This is a genomic window from Bacillus kalamii (assembly GCF_047238185.1).
Lineage (GTDB): Bacteria > Bacillota > Bacilli > Bacillales > DSM-1321 > Bacillus_AD.
In genome coordinates this window covers 68,580-94,065 of the sequence record NZ_JBDFMI010000003.1, presented here as the reverse complement: position 1 = coordinate 94,065, position 25,486 = coordinate 68,580, and the positions used below count along the sequence as shown (strand labels likewise).

Below are 25,486 nucleotides of genomic sequence, written 5' to 3'. Positions count from 1 at the left end.
AGGAGATGAATATCATGTGCTTACCGTCCATTATTGACATTGCACAAAAGCAAGGGTTGGAAATCAACCCTCGCTCTCTTCATAAAAAAGAGGTTTACGCCAAGTGCCCTTTTTGTTTAAGTGATGCCAATAAAAAAGGGAAGTACAAACTGTCCCTTAATCAAGATGCGAATGTCTTTAAATGCTGGGTGTGTGGTGAACATGGAGGAGTATTGGATTTTGAATCCAAATTGACTGGTGTGTCTTATTTAGAGGTTAAGCAGAAATACTTTGGTCAAAGAAAAGATACACATCCTGTTGATATGCTTTCACCAAATCAGCTGAAAGAGATTGGCTGGGCTGAATATAAGCGAAAAAACCGGGTAGATTTTTTTAAGAAGCGAGAAGCAGTCATCAAAGAATGGAAGGACCATGAGCGTTTTGAAAAAATGAAACATTATGCCATGCTGCAGGTTATTTCATGCCTTGAAAATCAAGAGGACCGAAAGGAAGAATTGCTGGTTTATTTATCAAAGTCATGTGAACAATCACAAGTCAACATGCTGTTTTCTTTTATTATGGCTGAATTTATTAAAGAGCCTGAAGAAAAGGCTGAATGGGTAGAAGAAGCGATACACATTGCTCGAGCTGCCTGGAAGACATGTTTGTTAACACATGATTTTGATTTTGATCAAGTGCTGTTAAATATCATTTTTTTGCTTTATACAAAAGAAATGACCATGAAGCACATGAAGATAAACGGCCATTTAAATAGAAGAACATCGTAAACAATCCAGTCTTAAAAGGGAAAAACAACTCCCTTTTAGGGAGTTTGTTTGAGGTGAACAAATGGATAGTCATCTAAAAAAATTACTAGAGCAGCCGGTCTCTTTTTCGAGACTGACTTTATTTGAGAACTGCCCTTACCGGTGGTTTCTTAAATATGTTAAAAAAAAGGAAGAGAGCGACTCACTGCCCTTACTATTAGGGAAGGCAGTGCATAAAGCCATTGAAGAAAAAATGCTTGGAAAGACGGATAAAGAGGCTCTTTTAGAAGGATGGTCCGAAGTGGACTATTATCCGTTAGATTTGGTGGAGTATGAAACATTATTCCGTCGGTCAAACGTAGTTAGAGGAGAAGCTCACAGTCTGAACGTTGAAGTGGAGAAACACTTCACATTGCCTTTAGACCCGAAATATACCATTCGTGTCCAGGGGTATATAGACGTATTCAAGCAGATTTTCGGGACCTATTCATTTACGGATTGGAAAACCAATCGTTTCATGTATGATCCCATGGACAATAGGCAGTTGGCTTTGTATGCCTGGGCTATATCGCAAATGTACAACGTAACCGAAGTGTCAGGGACGTTGTTTTTTTTGCGCTATTTTAAGGACAATGCCAAAACGGTCTTATTTAAACAAAGGGAAATGGAAATAGCTCGGCAATGGGCATTCAATCTTGCGATGGACATCCATGCAACGTTAATTAACTTCTTTGAACAGAAGAAATCGTTAGCGGCCTGCTTTCCGGCAACATCAAATCCCGGCTGCAGCAATTGTCCATTCTCCGTTCAATGTATCAGTACGTATCCACATATATCAAAAGGTGAAGGAGTGTTTGTCAGATGATGAATAACACAAATCAAAAAGTAGAAAAGATGCAGGTAGAGGATGCAGTAGCGATCGCGCAACAATTGGAGCGATATGAACAAGCCGTTAAGCAAATGAAAGAGAAATTAAAGGCGTATGTAGAGCTTAATGGACCTATTGAAGCGAACGGTAAAGTGTGGGATCACTTTGTTTCTGCCTCCACCTGGGAGTTTAGTGCAGAACGTCTGAAGATTCTGGCGGGGATGATTGCGGTCGATGGATTAAATCCATTTGATTATCTTTCTATTTCAGCCAAAGACTTAAAACGGTTGAACTATAGCGATCAAATGCTTAGTCAATACGGTTCTCAAAAGACTGGAAATAAGTCATTCAGAAGTGTTAAAGCAGAAAACTATCAAAAAAAGTAAGAGGGAGATTTTTAAATGTTAACGATATATAAAAAATCTAAAAATGTTGCAGGAAAATTGTTCTATTCAGCTGTCTATTCAAAAGAAATTCTAGGTGTGATGTATGGAGAGGGTGAATTCCTTCTTCATGCACGCATCACGATTTTGAAGAAGACATCATCCTTTATGGCTGGCGTAGCCTTCAGACAAGATGATTCGCTACACTTTGTGGCCAGTCATCCACAAGTGATGGCTCACATTGAAGCAGAGGGAGCTGTGCCGTTAGTTCAAGGCCGGCATCTTTGTTTCTTTAAGGACAAACGAAAAATGAATGAGTATCTAAAATCTACAAAGCTTTAAAAATCGAAAATGTAAAGGGGAATGATGATGACTAGTCAAACACTTACAAAAGAAATCGTTGGAAAAGGAAAATTCACATCTTTAAAAGAGCGAGGTTATATGTGATGACAACAATCGAAAAGTTCTTAGAAGGAAAAATAAATTCGTCACAACCACAGACACGCTATGTAGCGATGCTTTTATTATCTGCTAGAGGCCGGGAAGATCTTTTAACGACTTTTACGTACGAAAAGATTCAGCAAGCCTTATCAGAGCGTAGAATGCAGAAGTGGGGGCAAATACGATGAGTAGAGAAGAATTCCAAAAAGTATTAGCAGAAATAGACCAAGTTGTTGCAAATAAAGAACTTGTCTATCCGTTTTAATTTTATCCAAAAAAATCAATTTAGGGAGTAATCAAAAAGTGAAAAAAAATCATTCATTAATAAATAGATTACAAGGCTATTTTAATGCCAATAAGAGTGAATTTCTAAAAGTTTTGAAGGAAAAAGGAAAATACCTAGAATGTTGCCAGGAGAAAGGCTTTCTGTATGCCATCACGATTGATGCATATCAGTTGCAGTATCGTGTGACAGTTGGTCTTAAAAATGGATTAGTGCGAATACATTCATTGAAATGTTTAGCTGAGGACAATTTAATAGAATTTCAAGAGTCATTTAGATAATGAAAATCTTAAAGGAATGAAGTAATAAATATATGGAAAAAGAGATAGAAAAATAAAGTAATCTATATAACGAAATAGAACAATGATTGTCTGAAATATAAAGGATTTAAAGAGTGAAGTAAGGATGCTAGATTAAGCATCCTTACTTTTTTTGGAGATTATTTGGAACTGTCAAGTGAAAAGAGTATAAGAAGGACTACATTCTTTTAATATAGCATATAAAACAGGGATCATAGATACGGTCTGTACAGGCGTTAGAAGAGTAATGTTACATCTTTATGCAAATCAAATGTACTCAAAACAGGAACCGTGTTTAATAAAGTATACAGAGAAGAAAATACAGTGGCAATCGTATCCTAACGCTGGAAGAGTAAAATATTCTTTCGCCAGAGGAAGTCAGCAATCACTACAAATGTTACGGCTCTAAAAGGAGCAAATAATATACTGATTGCGGTTTATGGTGAAGTTTCCCAGGGAGGGAAAGATGCTGCCTTTCATTTAACGAAATATATAGTAAATGAAAACACAAGGGGTATTTCGCACGGCATATCAGATTTAATAACCGATTATGACGTCAAAGGTTTCGAAATCATCGGTAATATTTATGACAATCCAGAACTTTTGGAAACAGAAGAGTAAGTTTGTAACTCAATTTTCAAATAATCATATGGATAAAGAACTAAGCAGTATATAAGGCGAAAAGGTAAAGTGGTGAATGGAGTGCAGTCTTTAACAAGTCAGAAACAAATGCTTGAAAATCAAACAGTTGTAACAACGGTTGGTTTGTGGATAGAGGCATTTGGAACCTTTTTGTCTGCTATAGGTAACACTCCTACCGAAGTGCTATATGAGGAACTATTGTATAACATAGATGCTATTGGTGATGTCTTGCAAGTCGGGGGAACTGCAATACAAATAGACGATGAAAAATATTATACATTGAATAAGTATGGCAATATTGTTATTGCGGGAGGAACATTAGAAGAAATCTATGCAAATTTTAGACCAGATAGAGGTTCTGAAAAACAGGAACTTTTATATACTCAGTCTACTGCCATCCAAGCACTTGGAACCAACCAGTCTCGCACTTATTGAATCAATAAGTCAAAGTGATTCATTGATAGGCTTATGTGATGTATATGCAGACGCTTTGCAAATCATTGGATTAAGTATTGAGAGTATTTCAGGAATTTATGAAGGAGAAAAAGGCCAACTAATAAATTCTGTTGGACATTGGATACAATTTTTAGGGGCAACTCTTGCAGCCCTTTGCCAAGAAATCAATAATCCATTTTTTACAATTAAGCGTTTGGACGATTCCTTAGATAAATACAATTATTCCTTTTATTTATCTTATAATTTATATAAATCTTGAGATAAAAAGCCAACACTGTATTAAGTGCTGGCATGATAAAGCTTAGTTACTGTTTTCCTTAATCGTTTTCTTAGGGGAATTTAATAAACATTCACATAGTTTATCAGTACAACTTGATAAGTTAGAGATGCTTTCCGTTAATTTTTGAGAAGGTTCAACTTTTGCCGCTAGTTCCAGTATATTTCTTTCGATTCTTTTAACTAAGTCAATTAAATCAATATTTTTAGTAGTGTGCATTCCATTTTCCTCCTGAATAAAAGTATATGTATATATATGTGAAAAATCTGTCTATGTTCAAAACTTCCGTTGAAAGATGAACGAATCTGAACAAATAATGCGAATATGTATACACTGTTATAGGTGATTTAGATGGTGATCAAAGAGACAGTTACAGAATTAACAACTTTTGCTTTATGGATGGAAGCAATCGGAACAATCCTATCTGCGATTGGAAATACACCCAGTAACTTTTTTACTCAAACATTTTTGAATGATCTAGATAACATAGGGGATATTCTTCAAGTTGGAGGAACAGGAATTCAAATCGATGATGAAAATGTATTTTCCTTAAATAAATTAGGAAATTATATTATTGTCGGAGGGAACTTAGAGGAAATAGGTGCTGATTTGATCCTAGAAAGAGGTTCAATCTTACAACAGACTTTGCTTAACCAGGGAAATGCGATTCAAGCGGTCGGAACAGGATTAGCTCTAATATATTCGTTGGAACAATATCCTTCATTGTCAAATATCGTTGGTTTATACGCTAATTTACTTCAAATAATTGGTTTATTGTTCCAAGTAGTAGCAGGTAAATTTCCATCGGGTAATACTTCAGGTACTATAATAAATACGATTGGGAACTGGCTGCAAGCAATGGGAGCGGTATTGGCGGTAATAAGTCAAAAAATTGAAACGGCACATCCTACTAGTAGTTTTTCAAACTCAAAGCAAGATAAATATAACTATGGTTATTATTTGCAAAACACTAGCGCATGAAATTTTTATATCACAATTGAAAAAACCTATCCCGGGATTTGGATAGGTGAGTTAAAAAAGGTAATTTAAATGGAAGGTATGTATATTATGTGGTTTTTTCCTCCTTTGTGAATAAAAAAGCTTCCTCCGTTTTAAAGTAAAAACAAAAAATCATTCGGGGAATGGTTTCTTGCTCCTCGATTTGCATTCTTATCTAACCCCTGCTTAAGCATTATATGCATATAAAGGAGCTTTGGAACACTTGGAACACCCATTGATAAATTAAACAACCTACCCAATGATCTGGATAGGTTGAAATGAACAATGGTGATGTAAGAGAAGTAATGTATTATATGCAGTTTATTATCCCTTTGTGAATAAAAAATCCCATCTATAAAAGATGAGAAACGGGATTTAAACTTAAAATACCATATTTTCACGAAGGACACTACACTTTTTATCTTGGAAGGGAAGCAGTATTCCCCTCCTTCTGATATACAGCACTTAGATGATGTTGCTAAATACATTATTACCTTTATTTTGTTGTTTATGCAGTGAAAAACAACCGAAAAGAAATTTCCTTGGATAATAAAAAAATTCCCGCCATTTCAAAGTAAATCGGAGGGAATTCTATGCCAATACCAATATATGCATCGGGCAAAATAAAATGACAGTTTTAAACTCTTCCCTAGGTTAAAGGAAGAGCTTGAGCGAAGCAAATTATAGTTGTTATCAGCAAATCCCGTAATGGTGTAAGGAATTGCTGATAATAGGTGGTCATGGCTGACCTATTTAAATTTTAACCATTCGGTGGAGTTTTATACGAAAAGCCATTCAAAAATCGAATGGCTGGGCAAGAAGCTTTTAGGAGGAGCTTTGAACTACTTTAACAAAGGTATCCATAATACAACATATGCAATCGCAATCAGATGGAAAATTGATACAAAGTTTGTCCTTTAGACAGCTTTTTCTTTTGCTACTAACGTGGCAGGATAGTTCAATAAGGAATTCTGAGTTTAGGATCGATTTAATATTAGTTTCGATGAACCGTATCATAAGTAAGTGCGGTTTTTACTAAAATAGGATAATTAAATGTGGTATCAACATATATACAAAGTTTCTTAATAGCAAGATTTAATGCTAAGAGAAGCTTTTATTTTATTATCTATAGCGAATTAGGATGGTATCATAATGATTAACTCTCGTCACAATTGGATGTAGAGTTTTTTTATTGCAAAGGAGTGGAAGTCGATTACGTGGAAGCAGCAGAGTATAGATAGTAATATGTTATCATTTAAGCATTTAAGTATTTAAGCATATAAGCAGTATCTCCATACCAGTTCCATATCTGTAAGTTATACTATAATATGAGGTGATAATATGGCAACAATACTAATAGTAGAAGATGACAAAAGAACTAACGAAGCTATTTGTGAATATTTAAAACCAGCAGGGCATGAAGTGATTCCTGCTTATAATGGTTTAGATGCTCTGGAGTATTTCAAACATGCAAATATAGACATAATTGTGTTAGATATTATGCTTCCTCAAGTTACAGGGCTATCTATTCTGCACCAGGTCCGTCAGACTAGTTCCATACCTGTTCTGATGCTTACTGCAATTGAGGACGAGAGTACCCAGGTTACGTGTTTTGACGAGCAAGCCGACGATTATTTAAAAAAACCTTTTTCTATGGTTTTACTTGGAAAACGAATTACGGCGCTATTGCGGAGAAGTGGTCAGACAAAGCCACTAGATGTGATAACCATTGGTGATGTTACTGTTAATTTCTCCGGTTATACAGCAAGTGATCAAGATGGGAGAATTGATATCACTCCAAAGGAAATTGATTTGCTCCGACTTCTAGTTGAGCATAAAGGACTTGTTTTAACACGTTCCCAAATTTTAGATGTTTTATGGGGGGATGAGAATCCTATTATTGATAGAACAGTGGATACTTACATAAAAAATTTACGTAGAAAGCTCCGACTAAACTGTATTGTAACAGTTAAGGGTGTTGGTTATAAATATGAGGTATAAAGATGAAACGTCTAAAACTATTTCATAAATTTTTTCTTTATACATTTAGCGTTATGCTATTCTTTGTTGTTCTTATACACGGTTTAATTTACATACTTGCTCCTCAGATGCAGCTAGAGTTTACACCTACAATGGATGTGTCTGGTGATTTGACAGTTACCATTGCTCGAGAAGAGATTGTTACAGAAGCAGTGCAAAGGGCTCTGCCAATTTCTTTGAGCTGCTCCCTGATAATGTCAGTTATGTGTTCATTCTTGCTAGCTAAAAGGATTGCTAATCCTATTCAATCAATTTCTATTTCCACCGAGCGAATGAGAAAACTAGATAAATCAGTGAGATGTACGATTCAGTCAAAAGATGAGATTGGCTTATTGGCAATGAATATTAATGAGTTATATTTAAACCTTATGTTCACAATCGAACAATTAGAACGTGAGAGGGATTATATTAGTGAATTAGAACGATCAAAAGTCGATTTCCTGCGGACTGCATCCCATGAGTTGAAAACACCTGTAACTGCATTGAATGCCACGCTTGAAAATATGATACTCGGTGTTGGTAAGTATCAGGATTATGCATTTTATCTGCCAGAGTGCAAGGAAATGGTCGAACAGCTGGCTACTATGATTCATGATATTTTGGACACTTCTAAATTGAATATGATAGTGCAGCAGGAACAACCGGTTGAAACTGATTTATCAGAAATTATAAAAGAGCTTTGTGAACCATATAAATTGATTGCAGAGGCACAGCAAATAACATTTTCCTTAAGGCTTCCTGAATCCTTGACTGTCAATATTTTGGTGAAAGAATTTAGCAAAGCAATATCAAATATTCTTGCAAATGCTGTTGCATATACAGAAGCGGGTAAATCTGTATCTGTGTATATATCTGAAAATACTTTGATAATTGAAAATGAGTGTGTCCCAGTCGATAAAGGGGAAATACCCCGTCTATTTCTACCATTCTATCGACCTGACTATTCACGAAGTCGTGATAGCGGTGGAAATGGTTTAGGTTTATATATTGTAGATACTATTTTTAAATCGCTACAAATAAAATATACCTTTGCTCAAATGGAGAAACAAAATGGAATGCGGTTCACAATACAGCTATGATTTCTTTATCAATCATTTAACATAACTTTAGTTATAATTTTAAGCAATCTGACAACAGATTGCTTTTTTAAATTTATTACTACTTGATATAAATAATATTTTAATTTCATATGTGTTCCACATTGAGATGTTATCCTAGCGATAGTTGATGTAGGTAATGAATATTTGCATCTACATAGGAGGTATCAATAGATATGAATTTTACAAAACGAGCAATCTTATATGTCACAAGAAAAAAGGGGAAAACAATCCTTTTATTTGCTATTTTACTTATTATGGCAACATTTGTTTTAACCGGACTATCTATTTGGAGAGCATCTGAAGTTGCGCAGTTAGGACTGCGTCAAAGTTTGGGAGCTAGTTTCAATGTAGGGGTTGATTGGAGTGATGATAACCCATATATGGTCAAACAACGACTAGATGAGAAACAAACTGGCAATGATGAAAAGCAATCAATTAATTATTTGATGTATTCTAGAAGGCAGTTCACACCAGAAATTGTAAATGAAATTAGAAAAATAGATGGAATAAAATACTGCGATGCATCTACAGAAGGACTTGCTACTTTCAAAGGCTTATCACTGTTTGCAGGTACAATTCCTATCGATGAAACTTATCGTAAGCAGACAAAAGTCCAAGGAGTTTGGAAATTACAAGAGAATGAGCTTTTTACATCAGGTGCACTTTCTTTAGTTGAGGGTGAGTACATAACTGCTAATGATGCTAAGAAAGCTGTAATAAGTCAGGACTTGGCAGAAAAAAGTGGCTTGAAAATAGGAGATATGTTGACCACACATAGCGTAAGTGGGAAAAAAGTCGAAGTACAGATCGTAGGTTTTTTTGCGGCAGCTAAAATTGAAGGTATCACAGATATGGTTACGGGCTACGATAAAATACAGAATCGGGTTTTCGTTGATTTGGATACAGCTATTCATATCGAGGATAGTCCTGCAGTACAAGGATTTAGTGTAATTAAAATCACTGTGAATGATCCGCAAAATATGGAAGAGGTCGTGTCCAATGTCAAAGAGCTATCCTCAATAGATTGGAAAGCGTTTACAGTGGATGTGAATAATGAAGCATATGAAAAGGCAGCTCAACCTCTAATGGCATTGAGCGAATTAATTATTACTCTCTTAGTTGTTATCATTGTCGTAAGTGCTATCATACTAGCTTTAATTCTTACGCTATGGACGAAGACACGCATTCATGAAATTGGTGTTTTTCTATCAGTTGGTATTAAGAAATCTGCTATTTTCGGGCAGTATTTGTTAGAAGTGCTAATGATTGCTGTAATTGCTTTTGGAATCTCCTTTTTTACAAGTAATGCTATTGCAGACCAGATTGGTGATCGACTTTTATCACAAAGCGTACATGACGAATCGATGAGTCAGTCGCAGGAGGGGGAAACTACAGGGGCCATGGGTAATTCAGTTTCTATCGGTAGAGATGAGAATTTAGCGAATCCAGCTACTGATATAGGTATTCATGTTTCTGTGGGATTGGACAATCTAGGGCTACTCTACTTAATTGGGTGTTTTATCATAATCATTGCTGTTGGCGTCTCATCTATTACGGTTATGCGACTGAAACCAAGAGAAATATTATCAAAAATGAGCTAAGGAGGAAAGAGCATGTCAATAATAGAATTTAAAAATGTTTCCTATTCCTATACGAAAGGAAAGATGATATTGTCCGATATCAGTACAGTCTTAGAATCAGGGAAAATTTATGCGGTTTTAGGTCCATCAGGATCAGGCAAAACAACTATGCTTTCGCTGTTGGGCGGACTTGATACCCCAACAGAGGGAAATATCTTATTTGATGATAAGGACATATCGGAAAAAGGGCTTGAGTACCATCGAAGAAATCGCGTTTCGCTTATTTTTCAAAACTATAACTTGATTGATTACATGAACCCTATTGAAAATACGCTCTTAACAGCAAAGCAGGATGTTCAGCCCATTTTAGAACGTTTGGGGCTTACGCAAGAAGAAATGCGACGTAATGTACTACAGTTGTCTGGTGGTCAGCAACAACGAGTTGCTGTTGCTAGAGCTTTAGCAAGTGATGCACCAGTTATTTTAGCTGATGAGCCCACTGGAAATCTGGATGAGGAAACTGCTGCAGAACTTACAGATATATTGAGAGAAAGTGCCCACCAATTTGGAAAATGTGTCATTGTGGTGACACATTCGACAGATGTGTCAGATAAAGTCGATGTTGTTTTAGAGTTGAAGCATAAAAAATTGAAAATGAGGGAAATTATATGAAAAAACTAATTAGTATATTTACTACATCTTTGCTTTGCTTAATGGTTTTCTTAACGTTATCTGCTTGTTCAGAAAAATCTAGTAAGGAGAATGAAAAAACTACGCCATCTTCTGTGGAGATTAATGATGAGAATAAAGATTATTTACAACATTCCGAAAAATCAGATTCATATGAGTTGAATGTACAATTCAAGGATTCAAATAATAGTGAAGGAATGGAGTTAACTCCGAAGAAATAAAGAAAGAGTCAATTAAAAGAATATACGTATTTTAGAATCAATTAAATCATTTGTAAATCAACTAGATTTTGCTGTATCAGCAGTAGCAAGAGATTTAATTATTAAAACTATTAAATTTAAAGTACTTAAATAAACAGGTGCATTACTTTAATAACAAGAGCTTTGATCAGCTCTTGTTTTCTTATGCAACAAAATGGGCAGTTTAAAGGAAGAATAATCTTAGGAAACACAAACTTGAAAATGAATATTTAAGAATTTTTTAAGCTTCAAGGAGATAAACACATTTATTGTATAAGAATTAAGCAACAAAAATGTAGCAAGGTTCTTATATTTTTAATTGAATAACTTTATTATTACTTTACTGTTATATATTTATTGGTTCATACGTAAAAAACCAGGCGGAAATCCTAAGTTTTTATAAAATTAAAATTTATTAGTTTATTTTAGTTTTTTATTTTTTTAACCATTCTCCAATAGAATTAGCGTTTAATCTTATTTCCTCAGCTAAGTAGGATAATAAATTACTCCAGGATATGCGTTCTTCATAAGGATTATTTTGGTTAATAAATTTCATAACTTTTTTTAGTTCTTTCATTCGTCCTGGATCAAGATTTTGTTTTAAATATTCTTTTACATATTTATTAATGAATTCAGAGTCTTTTAAAGTTACATCTAAGAGGAGAGCTGTTACCCTAGCCGGAGGTAAATCTAAGGCATAGGAGAACATTTTAATATTTTCTACTGTTTCTTGATGAAAACGAATTGTAATTCGCTCTCTATCAGGGGAAGTTTCTCGTTTGGGAAATGGCTGGTTCTCATTTGATCCAATATAAAGAGTATTATTGACTCTAATGGTTCTTTTAAAGCGCAAAGATAAAAAATCATGTAAATGTCAACATAAATATGTACACTTTCGCTTGGATAAGGATGTACAGAATTACTCGTTCTCTTTTGCTAAATGATCCTTTAATCGGTATGAATCACCTATCATAGGCACAACTGTCGCATGATGTAAAATGCGGTCTAATATGGCATTGGCCAGTTTAGGTTCCTGAAATATTTCATCCCACGCTTTGAAATTCACATTGGTTGTTAAGATGGTACTTCTTTTTTCATATCTTCGATCAATCAGCTGGAAAAACAACTTAGCGTCTTCGTGATCAATCGGTAAATAACCGATTTCATCGATGATTAACAGTCTGTATTTGCTGTAATGCTTCAAACGGCTCTCTAACCGATTTTCTAATCGAGCTTTCCTCAAATTTTGAATCAAGTCATGGCACTTAATAAAATAGGTACTCGTCCGTTTCTTTGCTGCCGCAATCCCTATTGCTGTGGCCAAATGGGTTTTACCGACACCACTTGGTCCTAAAAACACAATATTTTCATTCTCCTCGATAAAACGCAATGTAAGGAAGTCTAGAATCTGCTGTTGGTTAATCGATGTTTGAAAGGTAAAATCGAAATCTTTCACCTCCTTAAAATGAGGGAAAGCTGCGACCTTCACCATCGATTGCGTCATGTTTTTCTCCCGTATGTCTATTTCATACGCAGTCAACTTGATTAATGTGTCGATAAATGACATCTGATGCTTTACGCTGAAGTCTACGATTTCATTTAAATGTAAGCTCATTTGCTTTAACTTTAGATAGTCAAGATTCCATAATAATTGTTGATAGTTTGTAGTTGGATTCATTATTTATACACTTCTCCAATCGTTGCTAAATTCCGTTTTGCTAAATCGTCGATTTCAGGATAATGAGGGGTGGAAACAAGTAAGCTTGCCTTATAATGTTCCTCTTGATAATTAAGTTTAGCGTTACTAATTGGATGTTGGGCGATCAGTTTCATGTTATAATAAATCCACAAGTAGTCATCATACACCTGTAAGCCTACTTTTTTTCCTTGATATTCTGGTGGTACAGAGTATTGATTCGATTTGTAGGAAATCATGTTTGATGCATTGACTTTTACATGTGTATGTTTGATGCGATAGGAATCTCTTACTTTGTCAGTTGGTAGCTGGAGTAAGTGGTTCCTTTCTTTTTTGAATTCCATAATCGGTATTTTCCCCGTTCCTTGATGGATCTGGTGATTCATTCTATTCCCTAAATCCTGTATGAATAGATGAAGTTCCTCCATTGTCAGTTGACCTTGGTACGCATGAATTTCATCAAGGAGTTTCATTGTGGATTCAATTTTCCCCTTGGTTCTCGGTCGTCCTGCAATACATGGTTTGACTTTAAAATCAAAGTCCCTCGCAAACTGATCAAATTTCGCATTCACTTTCCCAGGTTGATAATCAGTCCTCGCTTCATCCATTACCGTTTTCATATTATCCGTAAGGATTTCAGCTGGAACTCCGCCAATTGCTTCAAAAGTATCTGTTAAAAAAGAAAGTAAGGTACTCTGTGACTTAGAAAGACTTAATTGAAATGTTCGGAATCTGGAATTTGATAAAATGAAAGCCGCCACATTGACTTCTATCTTTTCTCCCTCTTTGGTTTCGAATAAAATGTTTTCCTTCCAATCTAATTGGGCCTGCTTACCTGGTGGCGTTTCAAATCGGACTGTCCCTTTGGGTGAAGAAATACGTTTATCCTCTTCAAAGTAGGCATTAAATTCAGGTGTACGAGCTATATACGCACGGAAGGTTGAAGCTCCACATTCCAATCCATGATTGTCTTTTAGGTACTGCCAAAGCATACGACGGTAATAAAATACCTGTTTTGAATCTTCTGATAACAATGCGGCTATTATTTCATAATAAGGATCAATCTTTGAGGGCTTTTCCCTTTTTCTTTTTGGGATAAAGCCATTTAGATATTTATCAATTGTCCGCCGATCCACACCCAATTCCTTTGCTAGCTTACTTTTATTGATTTTCATTTTCATATGCTCCATAATCTGTTTGAATTTCGGTAAGTCTGAAAGACTTTTAATCTCAAAATCGATATCAATATTCATTGTTATGTACATACTAATCCCCCCAAGATTAGTATGTAGATTCATATCAAATTTGTACATATTTATTCGAGCAATACTGTACATATTTAAATTAGCATTTCTAAAATCAAGAGCTTTTCGTGATGTTAGGCCATATTCAATGATGCTTTCAGCAACATCTTTGACTGGTGAATTCGTTATGTAGGACAACCTATAAATGCTCTCTTTTAGATTTAAAGGTATTGTAGGTTTCACGTCACATTTTTTATCAGATCTAATTTTTCTTACCTTTTCCTTCTCCATATGAAAACCTCTCCAAATTTTTTAGATTATCTTTAGGACTGAGTCACTGAGTCCGCGATTAATAACATCATATGAAAAGGGGAGAGGATTAATGTATATATCGCCCTTATTATGTTAATAATGGGCAATATCATATCCTCGGGGAAGGAGCAATTAAAGATGACTAAAAAAGAAGCTGCTAAACTGGCCAAAAAAATAATTGAAAATTCCGATAAATATAACTTACCTATGAGAAAAAAGAAAACTAAAAAATGATTAATGGCATTCTTAAATCTTATACATTACATAATTTAAATCAAAAATAGCTCTAGGACTCAATTTTTAGTCCTAGAGCTATTTCATAAGAGCCTTACTGCAATGTAGTAAGGCTTTTATATTTCCATAACAAAAGTTAAATATGTTTATAGTATCACTTTAAATCTATGAATGATTCTTAAGCCATTCCATCATTTTATCTTCATTGTCTTTATACGATCGTTTGGATTCTCCTTTAATAAATCGTAAAAGTGTAGAATAGGGTACACCCATGTCTTTAGATGCTCTTTTAGCATTTGTTTTGTTTTTCTTTATGGCCTTTTTAAGATTATCCGGACTTAATTCAATGGTTGTATTAACTGTAGGAGTATTTGGTTCAAAATCAAATGATTGTTGTTCGGAAAGTACGGCTGCAGACTTGTTTTTATTTACCGTATGAATTGGCTTACCTATTATGTCTTGTCCATGAATCATGTTTAACAATTGGTTATTAAAGAGATCGATTCTTTTTTTATTTTCTTGTTTAACAGCTTCATTAGGTTCGATCATGATATTAAGCTTGGACCAATAGTTATTTATCCAGCCTTTTTTACCAATTTTTTTATGATCAATTTCTTCAGTGTAGTTCCAGCTATCAAAAATCTGATCTTTTTGTAGATCATCCAGGACATTTTCAAAGCGTTCCATCATTTTTATACCTGTATAACGCGACGATATTTCCATGTGCTTAATTAAAGTGGCTACTTTAAATGGTTGATAATTTCGCTTAATGGATTGGATTTTCCACTGATAGCTTAAATATCTAATTAAACGTTTATGTTCTCGTTGGTGATAATGACTGTATTGAAAGATTTTTAAGGCTAAAATTCCTAATGTACCTTTAGTTCCATCTAAAAAAGGAGTAAGGAGTTCAGAGGGTTTGATTTCAACTGAATATATACCAAGGTTTTTGCCTGTTTTAGAATCACTAGCAATACTAACTTTGCCGACGTCAAACATTTTCTGGAAGTCCTTGATGCGTATATCCTCGTTTAATTGAGTATCTTCATTATAAATTTGTACAGATTTATCATCAAGCATAACCCATATACTTGTAAGTGCCCCAATACGCTGCATTATTGAATAGCGATCTTCATTTCGAAAGTCGAACTTATCACTATTTTGTTTTACCTTTTTAAGTTTTTTTAGAGCCAAGGCATAGTCACTATGAAAGGTGATGTATCCATTTTTATTTTTCGGAGATACCATCCATAAGTATGTAATTAAATCGAAAAGATCGGCTGTTAATTCATCTAAAGAATTAGTAGTACTATCAATTAAATCAAACCACAATTCTTGTTTTTCAATCAGCATTTCCTGCTCAGTTAACTTTGATCCTTTTATTTCTGCAAGTCCTCGTTGATTACCTTGATAATCGGTTACAGGAGCTCTTAAGGTACCATCAGAGTCTTCTTTAAAATTCTTTCTCTTAGTCACTATATCTCGTACCATTTGGTATTCGACACCAGCATTTGTATAAATAAATTCACTTTCTAAAAGCTCATTTATACCATCTTGTGAGACTGCATGCGTTTTTATACTATCATTTGAACTAGCATTGATAGCTTCTGAAACTATTTGTATGATTGTACCTTTGTAATTTATAACAGCTTCTCGAATCATTAACTTAGTAATGGGTTTAGAAGGGTATACCCGTTCAGTTAAAAAGGATAAAAGCTTTTGAAAACTATGGCTAGTGTATAGGTCATCCTGCCATTCCTCAATAACTTCCGGAAAGTCGTTAATAAATAGGAACTTACTTTCATCAAATAAAACATCGCACAAGGTGTCGTTTTCAAGTATCAATGTATCGGTTATATTGTAGTTCAAAATGAGTACACCCACTTTCAAGCAAATCATTAATTTAAATATCAGAAAAACACCATTTTATACCGGAGTGTGTAGAGTAAAAACACCATTTTAAATAGATATGGATTATTGCCATATGCTTTGAATTTATCAGCTAAACACCATTTCATAACGGAATGTGTATATTATAAATGCCGTTTTCTATTCATACTATATCTAGTTTGAAAGGAATATAAGTCTTAGTTTAAGTTTAAAGGCACCATTTTGCAACGGGATGTGTAGAGTAAAAACACCATTTTCATAAAAAATCTCATTTGATAGCGCAATGTGTATAGCAAAAAAATCATTTCGCAGCGAGATGTGTAGAGTAAAAACACCATTTTGCAACGGGATGTGTTGGGTATAAACACCATTTGGGGCGGAATGTGTTGGGTATTTACAAGGGTATAATTCTGTTTTTAAGTAAGTATATCAAGGGTTTGAAGCATTATTTAAAAGTTACCCCCTTAGAGCAAGTCTTATTTTTCATCTACGGAATGTGTATAGAAAAAATGATACTTTTATTAAGAAAACACCATTTCGTAACGGAATGTGTTGGGTATTTTTTAGGTGATGATGTGTTCTGAACCCTTGACAGCATTGTCTTTTTTTCTGTTTATTAAAATCTATACCTTGGTGCAAAAAAACACCATTTTACAACGGGATGTGTATCAAAAAAAAATTTAAAAGTTTTTTTCTAACCCTTGGGGCTCTAAGCTTCAAGGGTCTTTTTTGAAATGGTGTTTTTCCTCTTAGAGAAGCCCTTTTTCAAAATTCGAGTTTTGTATACTAACAATAGCTTAAAATACGTCATTTTTAGTCATAGATAGAAAGGATGTGAGATAAATGGAAAACATTCGCCAAACTCAATCTATTATCAGCCCAATTGAGATTATGCAGCTTATGACACATAATAGTCTTTCGCTTTATAAGAAGAAGGGGACAAGGGCACCAATCAATAAAGTGAAAGTGTATGAGAAGCAGGAAGCGAGTAATACCTACAAAAAAGGTGTTGTCTTTGTATCTCCTTCTAAGGAAGCCTTAACTGATGGGCAAGGCTTTGTTGTGACGAGTTATGAAACACTTTCTGAACAAGGGCACCATTTATCTCATTGGACTCCTAATACCTATAGAGGTGGCTCATATTATGACTTTAAAAGAAGATATATGAAAGGTCACACTAAAGAGAATCTTAAACAAGTGAACGTGATTGGGTTTGATATCGATCGAAAAGACGTTGATCTTTATCAATTATATATTGGTTGCGAAGAGATGAATTTACCGCGGCCAAACCTTTTATTAGAAACGCCACGAGGTTTCCAAGTATTCTTTATCTTGGAAACACCATTTTACATACATGCACAACATAATTACAAAGCTTTACGAGTAGCTGAGCGTTTAATACATAATATAAGAGAAGCTTTATCGGACTATGCACCGATGGATTTTGGGTGCGTTCCATTTGGGTTTTATCGCATTCCTAAAGCTGACAATATACTAGATTTTCATGACGAACTTGCGTCAACAGATCTTTTGTTAGCCTGGTCTAAAAAATATGAAGAAAAGAAAAACAAGCAGTTTTTACGTGTTATTTATGGTGGCCAAAATGCATCCGGTTCAGTTGATTATACAAATGCAGCTTGGTACCAATCATTGATAAATGCTAGAGGAATCGATAAAGGTCATCATTCAGCAAGCAGAAATAATGCTTTGCTTACTCTTGCCTTGGCTAACTATGCCAGTGACCGTTCATTTGAAGAAACCTATGATGTACTGGATCAATTTAATTCTAATTTGAATCAACCTTTACCTATACGAGAGTTTGAACGCACATTAAAAAGTGCTTATAGTGGCAAGTATGCTGGTGTCAAACGTTCATATGTAGAAGGTTTATTAGAGCTGTGGACAGATGGAAAAGTCACATTTCAAGGGGGCGCAGGCTGGTACAAGCATAAAAAAGCACGTGAAGATCGTGAGCGTTCTCATTATGAAGAATGGGAACAAGATATTCTAAACTATATAAATGAGCATCTAAGTCCTGCACAGCCTTTTTTAGCAGGTTCTTTAAAGCAACTGTGCAAATTAATAGGTATATCGTTATCTTCTTTTAAAGAGGTTCTAAAGCGTTCTCGTAAACTATTCTATGTTTCAGTGGGCCGTGGAAGAGGTGCTTATACGAAACTATCATCTCAATCAATGTTAATAAAACATGTTTTGTATGTGAGGAAAGATAGATCTGTCCAAAGCACATCCCAATCGGTACAAAAGGTAATATCAATATTACCTACAAAAGAAGCTGTATTAATAGCTAGGAATTCAATTGAATTAATTGACTGGAAAAGAGGACCGGATAAATCGCATTTAATACAGAATACCGTTTAAAATTAAATGAGTCAGTCTGCCCTTACATATCTATATCCTTTTGGTCTTTGTATATTTAAGTGTCTAGTGTTTTTGAGCTATTGAGAAGTTTGCATGCTGTTCTAAATTATCTATAGTGATTCTATTATATTTGGTGGTTTGTAGGCTATCCTACATGTACTGGTATTGGATTATTATTAGATAATAGTGGGGGAATTATCTTTCACCTACTACTTATAGAAAAATACTTGAAATTAGTTGGTTTTTTGATCTTGTATAACAAGCGAAGCTATGACACTATTAGCAGCTATCACCTTCCCATAATTTTCCGAAAGTAGCATGTATTCTTACGAATGAAGGGGATGTTAGGGAGATAGTAATTACTCTATATAATGCTAATACTCCCAAAAGGAGGCTTATCTTTCCTTAGACATAACTAGATAAATTAACAAATATCAATTTCAGCTATTTCTGTAACGATTATGTATTTGCTATCTTGGTTTTAACCGTGCACATTTGCATCTCTTTAGCATATAGTGGTAACATAAGTGATATCTTATATAAGTATTTAGTTATAAGGGGAGGACAAAGAATGGATAAAATGGGCCGTATGGTTACTTTATTAAAGGCTGTTAGTGATGCCAATCGGTTGAAACTTCTTGCTTGCTTAAAACAAGGAGAAGTGTGTGTCTGTGATTTAGTGGAAGTCTTACAGATATCCCAGCCAGGTGTCAGCCAACAATTAAAGAAATTAAAAGAAGCAGATATTATTCTCGAACGTAAAAAAGGGACATGGAAATACTTCAGACTGAACGATAGTCAAGAGCCATACATCCAATCCTTCATTGATGAATTGGAACCTATTCAAGTCATCAAGTGTTCTCCTCACTGTTAAAAAAGAGGAGGGAATGAGAATGGCAGAAAAAAGTATAACAAAGAAACTTTCGTTTCTGGACAGATATCTCACGCTCTGGATTTTTGTTGCCATGGGTGTTGGTATCTTATTGGGGGTTGCTGTACCAAGTTTTAAAAATGTATTGGATACATTCTCTGTAGGGACGACATCTATCCCAATTGCTATTGGATTGATCATCATGCTCTATCCTCCGTTGGCGAAAGTGAAATATGAAGAAATGTGGCGAGTTTTTAAAGACTGGAAAGTATTATTGCTATCATTATTCCAAAATTGGCTTCTTGGACCTTTCTTAATGTTCTTTTTGGCTATTCTGTTCTTACATGATTATCCAGAATACATGGCTGGCTTGATTATGATTGGTTTGGCCCGTTGTATTGCAATGGTTATTGTATGGAATGATCTAGCCCGAGGTGACCGTGAATACGTGGCAGGCCTGGTGGCTTTTAACTCGATCTTCCAGATTGTGTCTTATTCTGTATTTGTGTATTTCTTTTTAAATGTTTTACCTGGCGTTTTTGGTATGGAAAACATGGCTGTGAGCATTTCTATGTGGGAAATCACTAAAAGTGTGTTGATTTATCTTGCTATTCCATTTGTAGCAGGTATTCTTACTCGAATCATAGGTTTGAAAATAAAGGGGAAAGAATGGTATGAAAAGTCCTTCATTCCAAAGATTTCGCCTCTAACTTTGATTGCTTTGTTGTTTACGATCGTTATGATGTTCTCTTTAAAAGGGGATAAAATTATTGCCTTGCCGATGGACGTGATTCGAATTGCGATTCCATTATTGATTTATTTCTTGATTATGTTTGCCGTTTCTTTCTTTGCATCCAAGAAAGCAGGCGCTTCTTATCCCGTTACAGCTTCCCTATCCTTTACGGCAGCCAGTAACAATTTTGAACTGGCAATTGCCGTTGCTGTTGCTGTCTTTGGTATCAACAGTGGAGAAGCCTTTGCGGCTGTTATTGGACCATTAGTGGAAGTACCAGTCTTAATTGCCCTGGTCAATGTGGCCTTAAAATGGGAAAAGAAATATTTTAGAACTATCAAATTGTAAGTATGCTTTCAGGAGGAAAAAAGAGTATGACACAGCGAAAAACTATTTACTTTCTTTGTACAGGAAATTCATGTCGCAGCCAAATGGCCGAAGGATGGGCTAAAAAATATCTGAATGACACTTGGCAAGTGAAAAGCGCTGGCTTGGAAGCACACGGATTGAATCCGAATGCCGTTAAAGCTATGAAAGAGGTCGACATTGATATTTCCGTCCAAACATCAGATATCATTGATCCAGCTATTCTAAATAATGCAGACTTGGTAGTAACTTTATGCGGCCACGCCAATGAGCATTGTCCAATGACTCCTCCTCGCGTGAAACGTGTGCATTGGGGATTCGATGATCCAGCAAAAGTAGAAGGTACAGATGAAGAAAAATGGGATTTCTTCCAACGAGTGCGCGATGAAATTGGAGAACGTATTGAGCGTTTTGCACGCACGGGGGAATGACAAATACCTAGCCAAGGGATTCTCTAAAGGAGCGCGGTTTATTAACAAGTGGACTTATAATGACACCAGTTTTTGTTGAGTTTATTTTTTAATTTATTTATGCTAAACTGACAATAGTTAATGAATTTTGAAAATCCCCGTATCTTCCCACCGTTAGGTGAGCAGAAGAAAGTTGGATGTGCGTCTGTTGTTATCTCGAATGTTTCCACCTTATTTGGTGTGCAGAACAATGGAGATATGAAATGTGTAAGTGAGTAAATAAATCAAAAGTCTAATGATTATACCTGCTATAGGTGTACCCATTGGGCTTTTTTTGTTGTCAAAAATTAAATAAGAGTTATCTAAAAGCCCAATGAACCTTAGTTTATTGGGCTTTTTTATATATCCAAAATTAAATAAAATGGAGGTCATTTTTATGACAAGTCGCAAAGAATTTTTAGAAGGTATGTCTGCTGTTCCAAACGATCAATATTCTTCAATTATTGGTTACCTTACTTGGTATTCAGTAGGAGATGATTTGTATAATCGGGAAGATTTGCGCAAAAATATGCTGCAGAATGAGGTGGAAGAACATTATTTACCAAATCCTATTCGTTCTGCAGATGCATTTCGGAGAGCGACAAAGGCGATTGAAACAAAACGTTTCCGCGAGGAAGAGACGGCAGAAGAGTATCGGAATTATATTATTCGTGATGTAGTTTCAACACGGAATAAAATTCAGAGAAATATTGTCGTAGAAACGGTAAATCAAAAAGGGGAACGTCTGGATTATGATCCGGAAGGGGCCAAACTGTATTTTGATAAAAAATCGGATATGTTTACTTTTGATGCAATTAATCCAATGGCGGAAGAATTGGCTGAAGAAGCGCAGAGATATTTTAAATGCTTCTTAACACATCATAACGGGGCCAGTGTTCGTGCATGTGTGGTGAACTACTTGAATGAGTTAAGTCCAACACCTGTACGTCCATCAGGCGGTGTCTATTTTGTGCCTATTCAATATGCTGCTTCTTTACGAAATATCGTGCATTTTGTAATGGACCTTCCTCGGGGGGAAAGTCACATGATTCCTTTAGTGAATGATGAGGATAATCGCCAAATGATTAAAGATAAAGTGAAAGATAATCTTCAGAAAGTGTTGGAACAGTGTCGTGCAGCGATTCATGACGAAGGGAATAAATTCCAAAAAGGCCAAGTGAAGGGAATAGTGGATGATGCTCGGCGTGTGGTGAGTCAATTTAAGGATTATCGAGAGCTATTGAAAGATACAGTCAGTGATCTTGAAAGTTCTGTTGAATTGGTCCGTCAGTCAATCACATTGGTTATGCAAAAAGGGGATCAATGATGAAAAAAGCAAAGAGATCTCCAGCTACTACAGTCACTAAAAAATATAGGCAAGCTCTCAGTTTATTTAACCTTGGCTTTATTAGCGAAGAAGAGCTGTTAAAAAAATTAAGCGAATTATATTCGTAAGGTAAAAAGGAGATTGACTTATGAAAAAAATAAAAGAGATCCAAAATTATTTAAATCAAACATTTATGGAGAGAGAAGACATTATAGAAAGTCTTTTTGTATCTGTTATTGCTAGACAACATATGCTGTTGATTGGTCCTCCAGGCACCGCGAAATCAGCTCTTATTATGGAGTTTACGAAGCAATTAACGGGCATAAGCTATTTTCAATGGCTTTTAACACGATTCAGCACTCCGGAGGAGTTATTTGGTCCGGTCAGTTTGCAAGAGCTGGAAAAAGGAGTTTATAAGCGTAATACGGCTAATAAGTTACCTGAAGCGAACATTGCATTCTTAGATGAAGTGTTTAAAAGTAATTCGGCTATTTTAAATGCCCTGCTGACGCTTATAAATGAGCGTTTGTTCTACAATAATGGAGCACCGGTTCAGTCACCCTTAATATCAGTGATTGGTGGTTCAAATGAGTACCCTGAAGAAGACGGTTTGGAAGCTTTATTCGATCGATTTTTATTACGATTCGAACTGAATTACATCCAAGATGATACAAATTTCATGGCGATGCTTCAAGGGGATCATTTATATGTGCAGCCTCCACAACCGTTAACTTCAGATGAAATCGTTCAAATGCAAGATATGTCTGATATGGTGACCGTTCCACAAGAAGTCTTAAAAACGCTTATTCGTATACGAAAAGAGTTACAGGATGAAGGAATACGTCCTTCGGATCGTCGGTACAGACAGTCTTTGTCCTTGATTAAGGCAAAAGCAGCGTTAGATGGTCGAAGCAGTGCGGTTTTAAAAGATTTAGACATCTTAAAACATGCACTCTGGGAAACAGAGGACCAGATCTCTAAGACAGCTGAAATCATAGAAGCCTACACGGTAGATACGTGTCAAAAAGAATTGGAACGAATTCTTTTGATTGCGAAAGAGACGTATATGACTGTTCAAAATGACGGTTCAACGGAAGTGGGTATGGAAGCTACGACTAAATTAAAAGCTTGTTTAAATGAATTGGTCGTATTGGAGAATCAATATCCCGAACGTTCCGAAGAAATTCAAAAAATGAAAAAGAGAGTTATTGAAGCACAAGAAGCAATTGGCCAAGTGTTATTAGGTCTGTGATGCGTCTTGTTGCTAAATAACCATTGAAATGGGCTACTCAAAACGAGTGGCTTTTTTAAGTCAAAATAAAGAATGAATGGAGAAATGAATATGAATGTATTAAAAGTGTTGAAAAAAGGACTGGAGGCGGTGTCTCATGGTTAATATTCGTCGTTATTACAAAGAGGAGGATTCCGTCCTCAATACAGATACCTTTGATCGGGATCGATTTATTCAATTGACGGAATTATCCAGTAGACTAGGTGAATTGGTCCAAACACAAGTCATAGATAATCGGGATTTTCCTGCGCTAACAGGTGATATGTGGGCGAGCTTATTCAAAGCGAAGCCATCCCTTAAAAACCTGGAAGGGAATCAGCCGAAACGTCCCATGAACTATCAATATATGGAGCGTATTCTTCAAGACGGAGAGTTTCAAAAGATGAGAAAAACAACCATGTTAGATGATTTTTCATCAGCGATCGGTTCGATGCGCTTAAGTGAAAAGGTCTATGAATGGCTTAATCAACAAAAAGAAAAAGATGATGCGTTGAATGAGCTTTTAAATCAGTTGAAATCGAAGCAGCAGGACATCGAAAAACAAGAACGAAAGCAAGAAGAGGCTCAAAAAAAACATGAAGATATGAGTGATCCAGCTGGACCGGATAAAAAGAAAGCTGAAGCACAAGCGAAACGGCATCAAAAGAAGATGGACTCCTTACAACAGGATGTAAAAGCCCTCCAAGATCAGTTGCAGCAGGCCCTTGCAGGTGCATTAGATGGACAACCTCTATCAAATGCCATAAAGGCTGCCGCAAATGAAACAAAAGAAGCCAAGGATGACGTTCAAAGTCTTCTGGCAGGTGGGGCCGGTAATGGAGAAGCTGACATGAAGAAGGTGCCCTTAAGAGATCAATTGTCCCTTGCGGAGCAATTAAGGAATAACCAAAAACTGAAGGCGATTGCGGAATGGGCAGGAAAGTTCAAGTCGATTGCGCGTAAAAAGCAAAAGTCGAAGCATATAGAATCTCTTGATCGTAGTGGCATGACATTAGGAAGTGACATTGAAAGATTGTTGCCCCAGGAACTAGGTATGCTCATGATAAAAGGCACTAAGCTAGATTTCTTGAAGCGTTTTTCAGAGTCGCAGGTCATGATGTACAGCCCTAAAGGAAAAGAGACACTTGGTAAAGGTCCTATCGTCATTGTAATGGACCAGTCAGGCTCTATGAATCCGTTGGATTATCAGGCAAAAGCGTTTATTTTATCGCTGGCCATGATTGCGAAAAAGCAAAAACGGGATTTTACGGTGATTCCTTTCTCCAATCGAGTGGAAGAACCTTTTGACTTTAAAAAAGGAAAAATCACTTCTGAACAATTAGTGGATTTGGCAGTGCGTTTCTTAGGAGGCGGTACCATTTATGGATTAGCATTAAATAAGGCTAAAGAGGTTATTTTGAACCAAAAGCGTTATAACAAAGCAGATATCGTCTTTGTGACGGATGGTGATCCTCAAGATACCGGTACCTTACTGAAAGAATCCTGGTTGAGAGATTTTCAGGATTTTAAGAAGGAAACGGAAACGACTGTCATTTCGCTGTTGATTGGACATCATGTGGAGCAAAAATGGGTTGACCTTTTCTCAGATAAGGTAATCCATGCAGCTGATTTTCAAGATGAAGCCAGTCATGATGTGTTTACAATCTAAAAA

General features: G+C 35.7%; 28 protein-coding genes. 23 read left to right on the top strand and 5 right to left on the bottom strand.

The features are described from left to right. Positions 1 to 14 precede the first annotated feature (14 nt). The 9 genes from ABC357_RS17330 (at position 15) to ABC357_RS17290 (ending at position 4,377) form a co-directional block, all read left to right on the top strand. Complete coding sequence (locus tag ABC357_RS17330) at positions 15 to 767, top strand: hypothetical protein (protein WP_412888857.1); 753 nt, start codon at positions 15 to 17, stop codon at positions 765 to 767. A gap of 61 nt (positions 768 to 828) precedes the next feature. Continuing rightward, on the top strand, positions 829 to 1,611 hold the full coding sequence (locus ABC357_RS17325; protein WP_412888856.1) for a PD-(D/E)XK nuclease family protein: 783 nt from the start codon (positions 829 to 831) through the stop codon (positions 1,609 to 1,611). Continuing rightward, on the top strand, positions 1,608 to 2,000 hold the full coding sequence (locus tag ABC357_RS17320) for a hypothetical protein (protein ID WP_412888855.1): 393 nt from the start codon (positions 1,608 to 1,610) through the stop codon (positions 1,998 to 2,000). Before ABC357_RS17325 ends, ABC357_RS17320 begins: the two co-directional genes overlap by 4 nt. Before the next feature lie 15 nt (positions 2,001 to 2,015). After that, positions 2,016 to 2,339: a hypothetical protein gene (locus ABC357_RS17315; protein ID WP_412888854.1), complete on the top strand. Its 324-nt coding sequence runs from the start codon at positions 2,016 to 2,018 to the stop codon at positions 2,337 to 2,339. Positions 2,340 to 2,440: 101 nt separating this feature from the next. Further along, positions 2,441 to 2,626, top strand: coding sequence for a hypothetical protein (locus tag ABC357_RS17310; RefSeq protein WP_412888853.1), 186 nt, complete (start codon positions 2,441 to 2,443; stop codon positions 2,624 to 2,626). A 115-nt stretch (positions 2,627 to 2,741) separates the two neighbouring features. Then, entirely contained in the window at positions 2,742 to 3,002 is a 261-nt protein-coding gene (locus ABC357_RS17305) for a hypothetical protein (RefSeq protein ID WP_412888852.1), read from the top strand. A 375-nt stretch (positions 3,003 to 3,377) separates the two neighbouring features. Further along, the gene (locus tag ABC357_RS17300) at positions 3,378 to 3,641 is read left to right on the top strand and encodes a YopX family protein (protein WP_412888893.1); all 264 of its coding nucleotides are present in this window, start codon (positions 3,378 to 3,380) and stop codon (positions 3,639 to 3,641) included. An 81-nt stretch (positions 3,642 to 3,722) separates the two neighbouring features. Beyond that, a complete protein-coding gene (locus ABC357_RS17295; protein WP_412888851.1) occupies positions 3,723 to 4,097 on the top strand; it encodes a DUF6944 family repetitive protein in 375 nt (124 codons plus the stop codon). 22 nt (positions 4,098 to 4,119) lie between these two features. Beyond that, a complete protein-coding gene (locus ABC357_RS17290; RefSeq protein ID WP_412888850.1) occupies positions 4,120 to 4,377 on the top strand; it encodes a DUF6944 family repetitive protein in 258 nt (85 codons plus the stop codon). Between the two features lie 42 nt (positions 4,378 to 4,419). Here the strand turns inward: ABC357_RS17290 and ABC357_RS17285 are convergent, their stop codons facing one another. Further along, the gene (locus tag ABC357_RS17285; protein ID WP_412888849.1) at positions 4,420 to 4,614 is read right to left on the bottom strand and encodes a hypothetical protein; all 195 of its coding nucleotides are present in this window, start codon (positions 4,612 to 4,614) and stop codon (positions 4,420 to 4,422) included. Positions 4,615 to 4,746: 132 nt separating this feature from the next. On the opposite strand from ABC357_RS17285, the gene ABC357_RS17280 reads away from it, so the two are divergent. From ABC357_RS17280 to ABC357_RS17255, 6 genes are all read left to right on the top strand, one after another. Next, entirely contained in the window at positions 4,747 to 5,376 is a 630-nt protein-coding gene (locus tag ABC357_RS17280) for a DUF6944 family repetitive protein (protein WP_412888848.1), read from the top strand. A 1,359-nt stretch (positions 5,377 to 6,735) separates the two neighbouring features. Further along, a complete protein-coding gene (locus tag ABC357_RS17275; protein ID WP_412888847.1) occupies positions 6,736 to 7,395 on the top strand; it encodes a response regulator transcription factor in 660 nt (219 codons plus the stop codon). 2 nt (positions 7,396 to 7,397) lie between these two features. Next, positions 7,398 to 8,513, top strand: a complete 1,116-nt coding sequence (locus ABC357_RS17270) for a sensor histidine kinase (protein WP_412888846.1) — start codon at positions 7,398 to 7,400, stop codon at positions 8,511 to 8,513. 194 nt (positions 8,514 to 8,707) lie between these two features. Beyond that, a complete protein-coding gene (locus ABC357_RS17265) occupies positions 8,708 to 10,135 on the top strand; it encodes an ABC transporter permease (protein WP_412888845.1) in 1,428 nt (475 codons plus the stop codon). A 12-nt stretch (positions 10,136 to 10,147) separates the two neighbouring features. Next, positions 10,148 to 10,786 carry an ABC transporter ATP-binding protein gene (locus ABC357_RS17260; RefSeq protein WP_412888844.1) on the top strand — a complete coding sequence of 213 codons (639 nt, stop codon included), beginning with the start codon at positions 10,148 to 10,150 and terminating at the stop codon, positions 10,784 to 10,786. Continuing rightward, positions 10,783 to 11,025 (top strand): hypothetical protein, encoded by a 243-nt coding sequence (locus tag ABC357_RS17255; RefSeq protein WP_412888843.1) that lies wholly within the window; start codon positions 10,783 to 10,785, stop codon positions 11,023 to 11,025. The genes ABC357_RS17260 and ABC357_RS17255 overlap by 4 nt, the downstream gene beginning before the upstream one ends. A 451-nt stretch (positions 11,026 to 11,476) precedes the next feature. On the opposite strand, the gene ABC357_RS17250 is transcribed toward ABC357_RS17255, so the two are convergent. The 4 genes from ABC357_RS17250 to ABC357_RS17235 form a co-directional block, all read right to left on the bottom strand. Continuing rightward, positions 11,477 to 11,896 (bottom strand): hypothetical protein, encoded by a 420-nt coding sequence (locus ABC357_RS17250; protein WP_412888842.1) that lies wholly within the window; start codon positions 11,894 to 11,896, stop codon positions 11,477 to 11,479. A gap of 66 nt (positions 11,897 to 11,962) precedes the next feature. Next, on the bottom strand, positions 11,963 to 12,721 hold the full coding sequence (gene istB / locus ABC357_RS17245) for an IS21-like element helper ATPase IstB (RefSeq protein ID WP_412885551.1): 759 nt from the start codon (positions 12,719 to 12,721) through the stop codon (positions 11,963 to 11,965). After that, positions 12,721 to 14,004, bottom strand: a complete 1,284-nt coding sequence (gene istA, locus ABC357_RS17240) for an IS21 family transposase (protein ID WP_412885845.1) — start codon at positions 14,002 to 14,004, stop codon at positions 12,721 to 12,723. The genes istB and istA overlap by 1 nt, the downstream gene beginning before the upstream one ends. Positions 14,005 to 14,694: 690 nt before the next feature. Then, positions 14,695 to 16,398: a hypothetical protein gene (locus ABC357_RS17235; protein WP_412888841.1), complete on the bottom strand. Its 1,704-nt coding sequence runs from the start codon at positions 16,396 to 16,398 to the stop codon at positions 14,695 to 14,697. 864 nt (positions 16,399 to 17,262) lie between these two features. Here ABC357_RS17235 and ABC357_RS17230 point away from each other — a divergent pair. The 8 genes from ABC357_RS17230 (at position 17,263) to ABC357_RS17195 (ending at position 25,483) form a co-directional block, all read left to right on the top strand. Next, positions 17,263 to 18,798, top strand: a complete 1,536-nt coding sequence (locus ABC357_RS17230) for a primase C-terminal domain-containing protein (protein ID WP_412888840.1) — start codon at positions 17,263 to 17,265, stop codon at positions 18,796 to 18,798. A gap of 571 nt (positions 18,799 to 19,369) precedes the next feature. Beyond that, a complete protein-coding gene (locus ABC357_RS17225; protein ID WP_412888839.1) occupies positions 19,370 to 19,672 on the top strand; it encodes an ArsR/SmtB family transcription factor in 303 nt (100 codons plus the stop codon). 19 nt (positions 19,673 to 19,691) lie between these two features. Further along, on the top strand, positions 19,692 to 20,750 hold the full coding sequence (gene arsB, locus ABC357_RS17220) for an ACR3 family arsenite efflux transporter (RefSeq protein WP_412888838.1): 1,059 nt from the start codon (positions 19,692 to 19,694) through the stop codon (positions 20,748 to 20,750). 26 nt (positions 20,751 to 20,776) lie between these two features. Continuing rightward, positions 20,777 to 21,199 carry an arsenate reductase (thioredoxin) gene (arsC, locus tag ABC357_RS17215; protein WP_412888837.1) on the top strand — a complete coding sequence of 141 codons (423 nt, stop codon included), beginning with the start codon at positions 20,777 to 20,779 and terminating at the stop codon, positions 21,197 to 21,199. Positions 21,200 to 21,614: 415 nt separating this feature from the next. Further along, on the top strand, positions 21,615 to 22,544 hold the full coding sequence (locus ABC357_RS17210; RefSeq protein WP_412888836.1) for a DUF6744 family protein: 930 nt from the start codon (positions 21,615 to 21,617) through the stop codon (positions 22,542 to 22,544). Then, complete coding sequence (locus ABC357_RS17205; RefSeq protein WP_412888835.1) at positions 22,544 to 22,672, top strand: hypothetical protein; 129 nt, start codon at positions 22,544 to 22,546, stop codon at positions 22,670 to 22,672. The genes ABC357_RS17210 and ABC357_RS17205 overlap by 1 nt, the downstream gene beginning before the upstream one ends. A gap of 20 nt (positions 22,673 to 22,692) precedes the next feature. Further along, a complete protein-coding gene (locus tag ABC357_RS17200) occupies positions 22,693 to 23,796 on the top strand; it encodes an AAA family ATPase (protein ID WP_412888834.1) in 1,104 nt (367 codons plus the stop codon). A gap of 136 nt (positions 23,797 to 23,932) precedes the next feature. Further along, entirely contained in the window at positions 23,933 to 25,483 is a 1,551-nt protein-coding gene (locus tag ABC357_RS17195; protein WP_412888833.1) for a vWA domain-containing protein, read from the top strand. Positions 25,484 to 25,486: the final 3 nt, after the last annotated feature.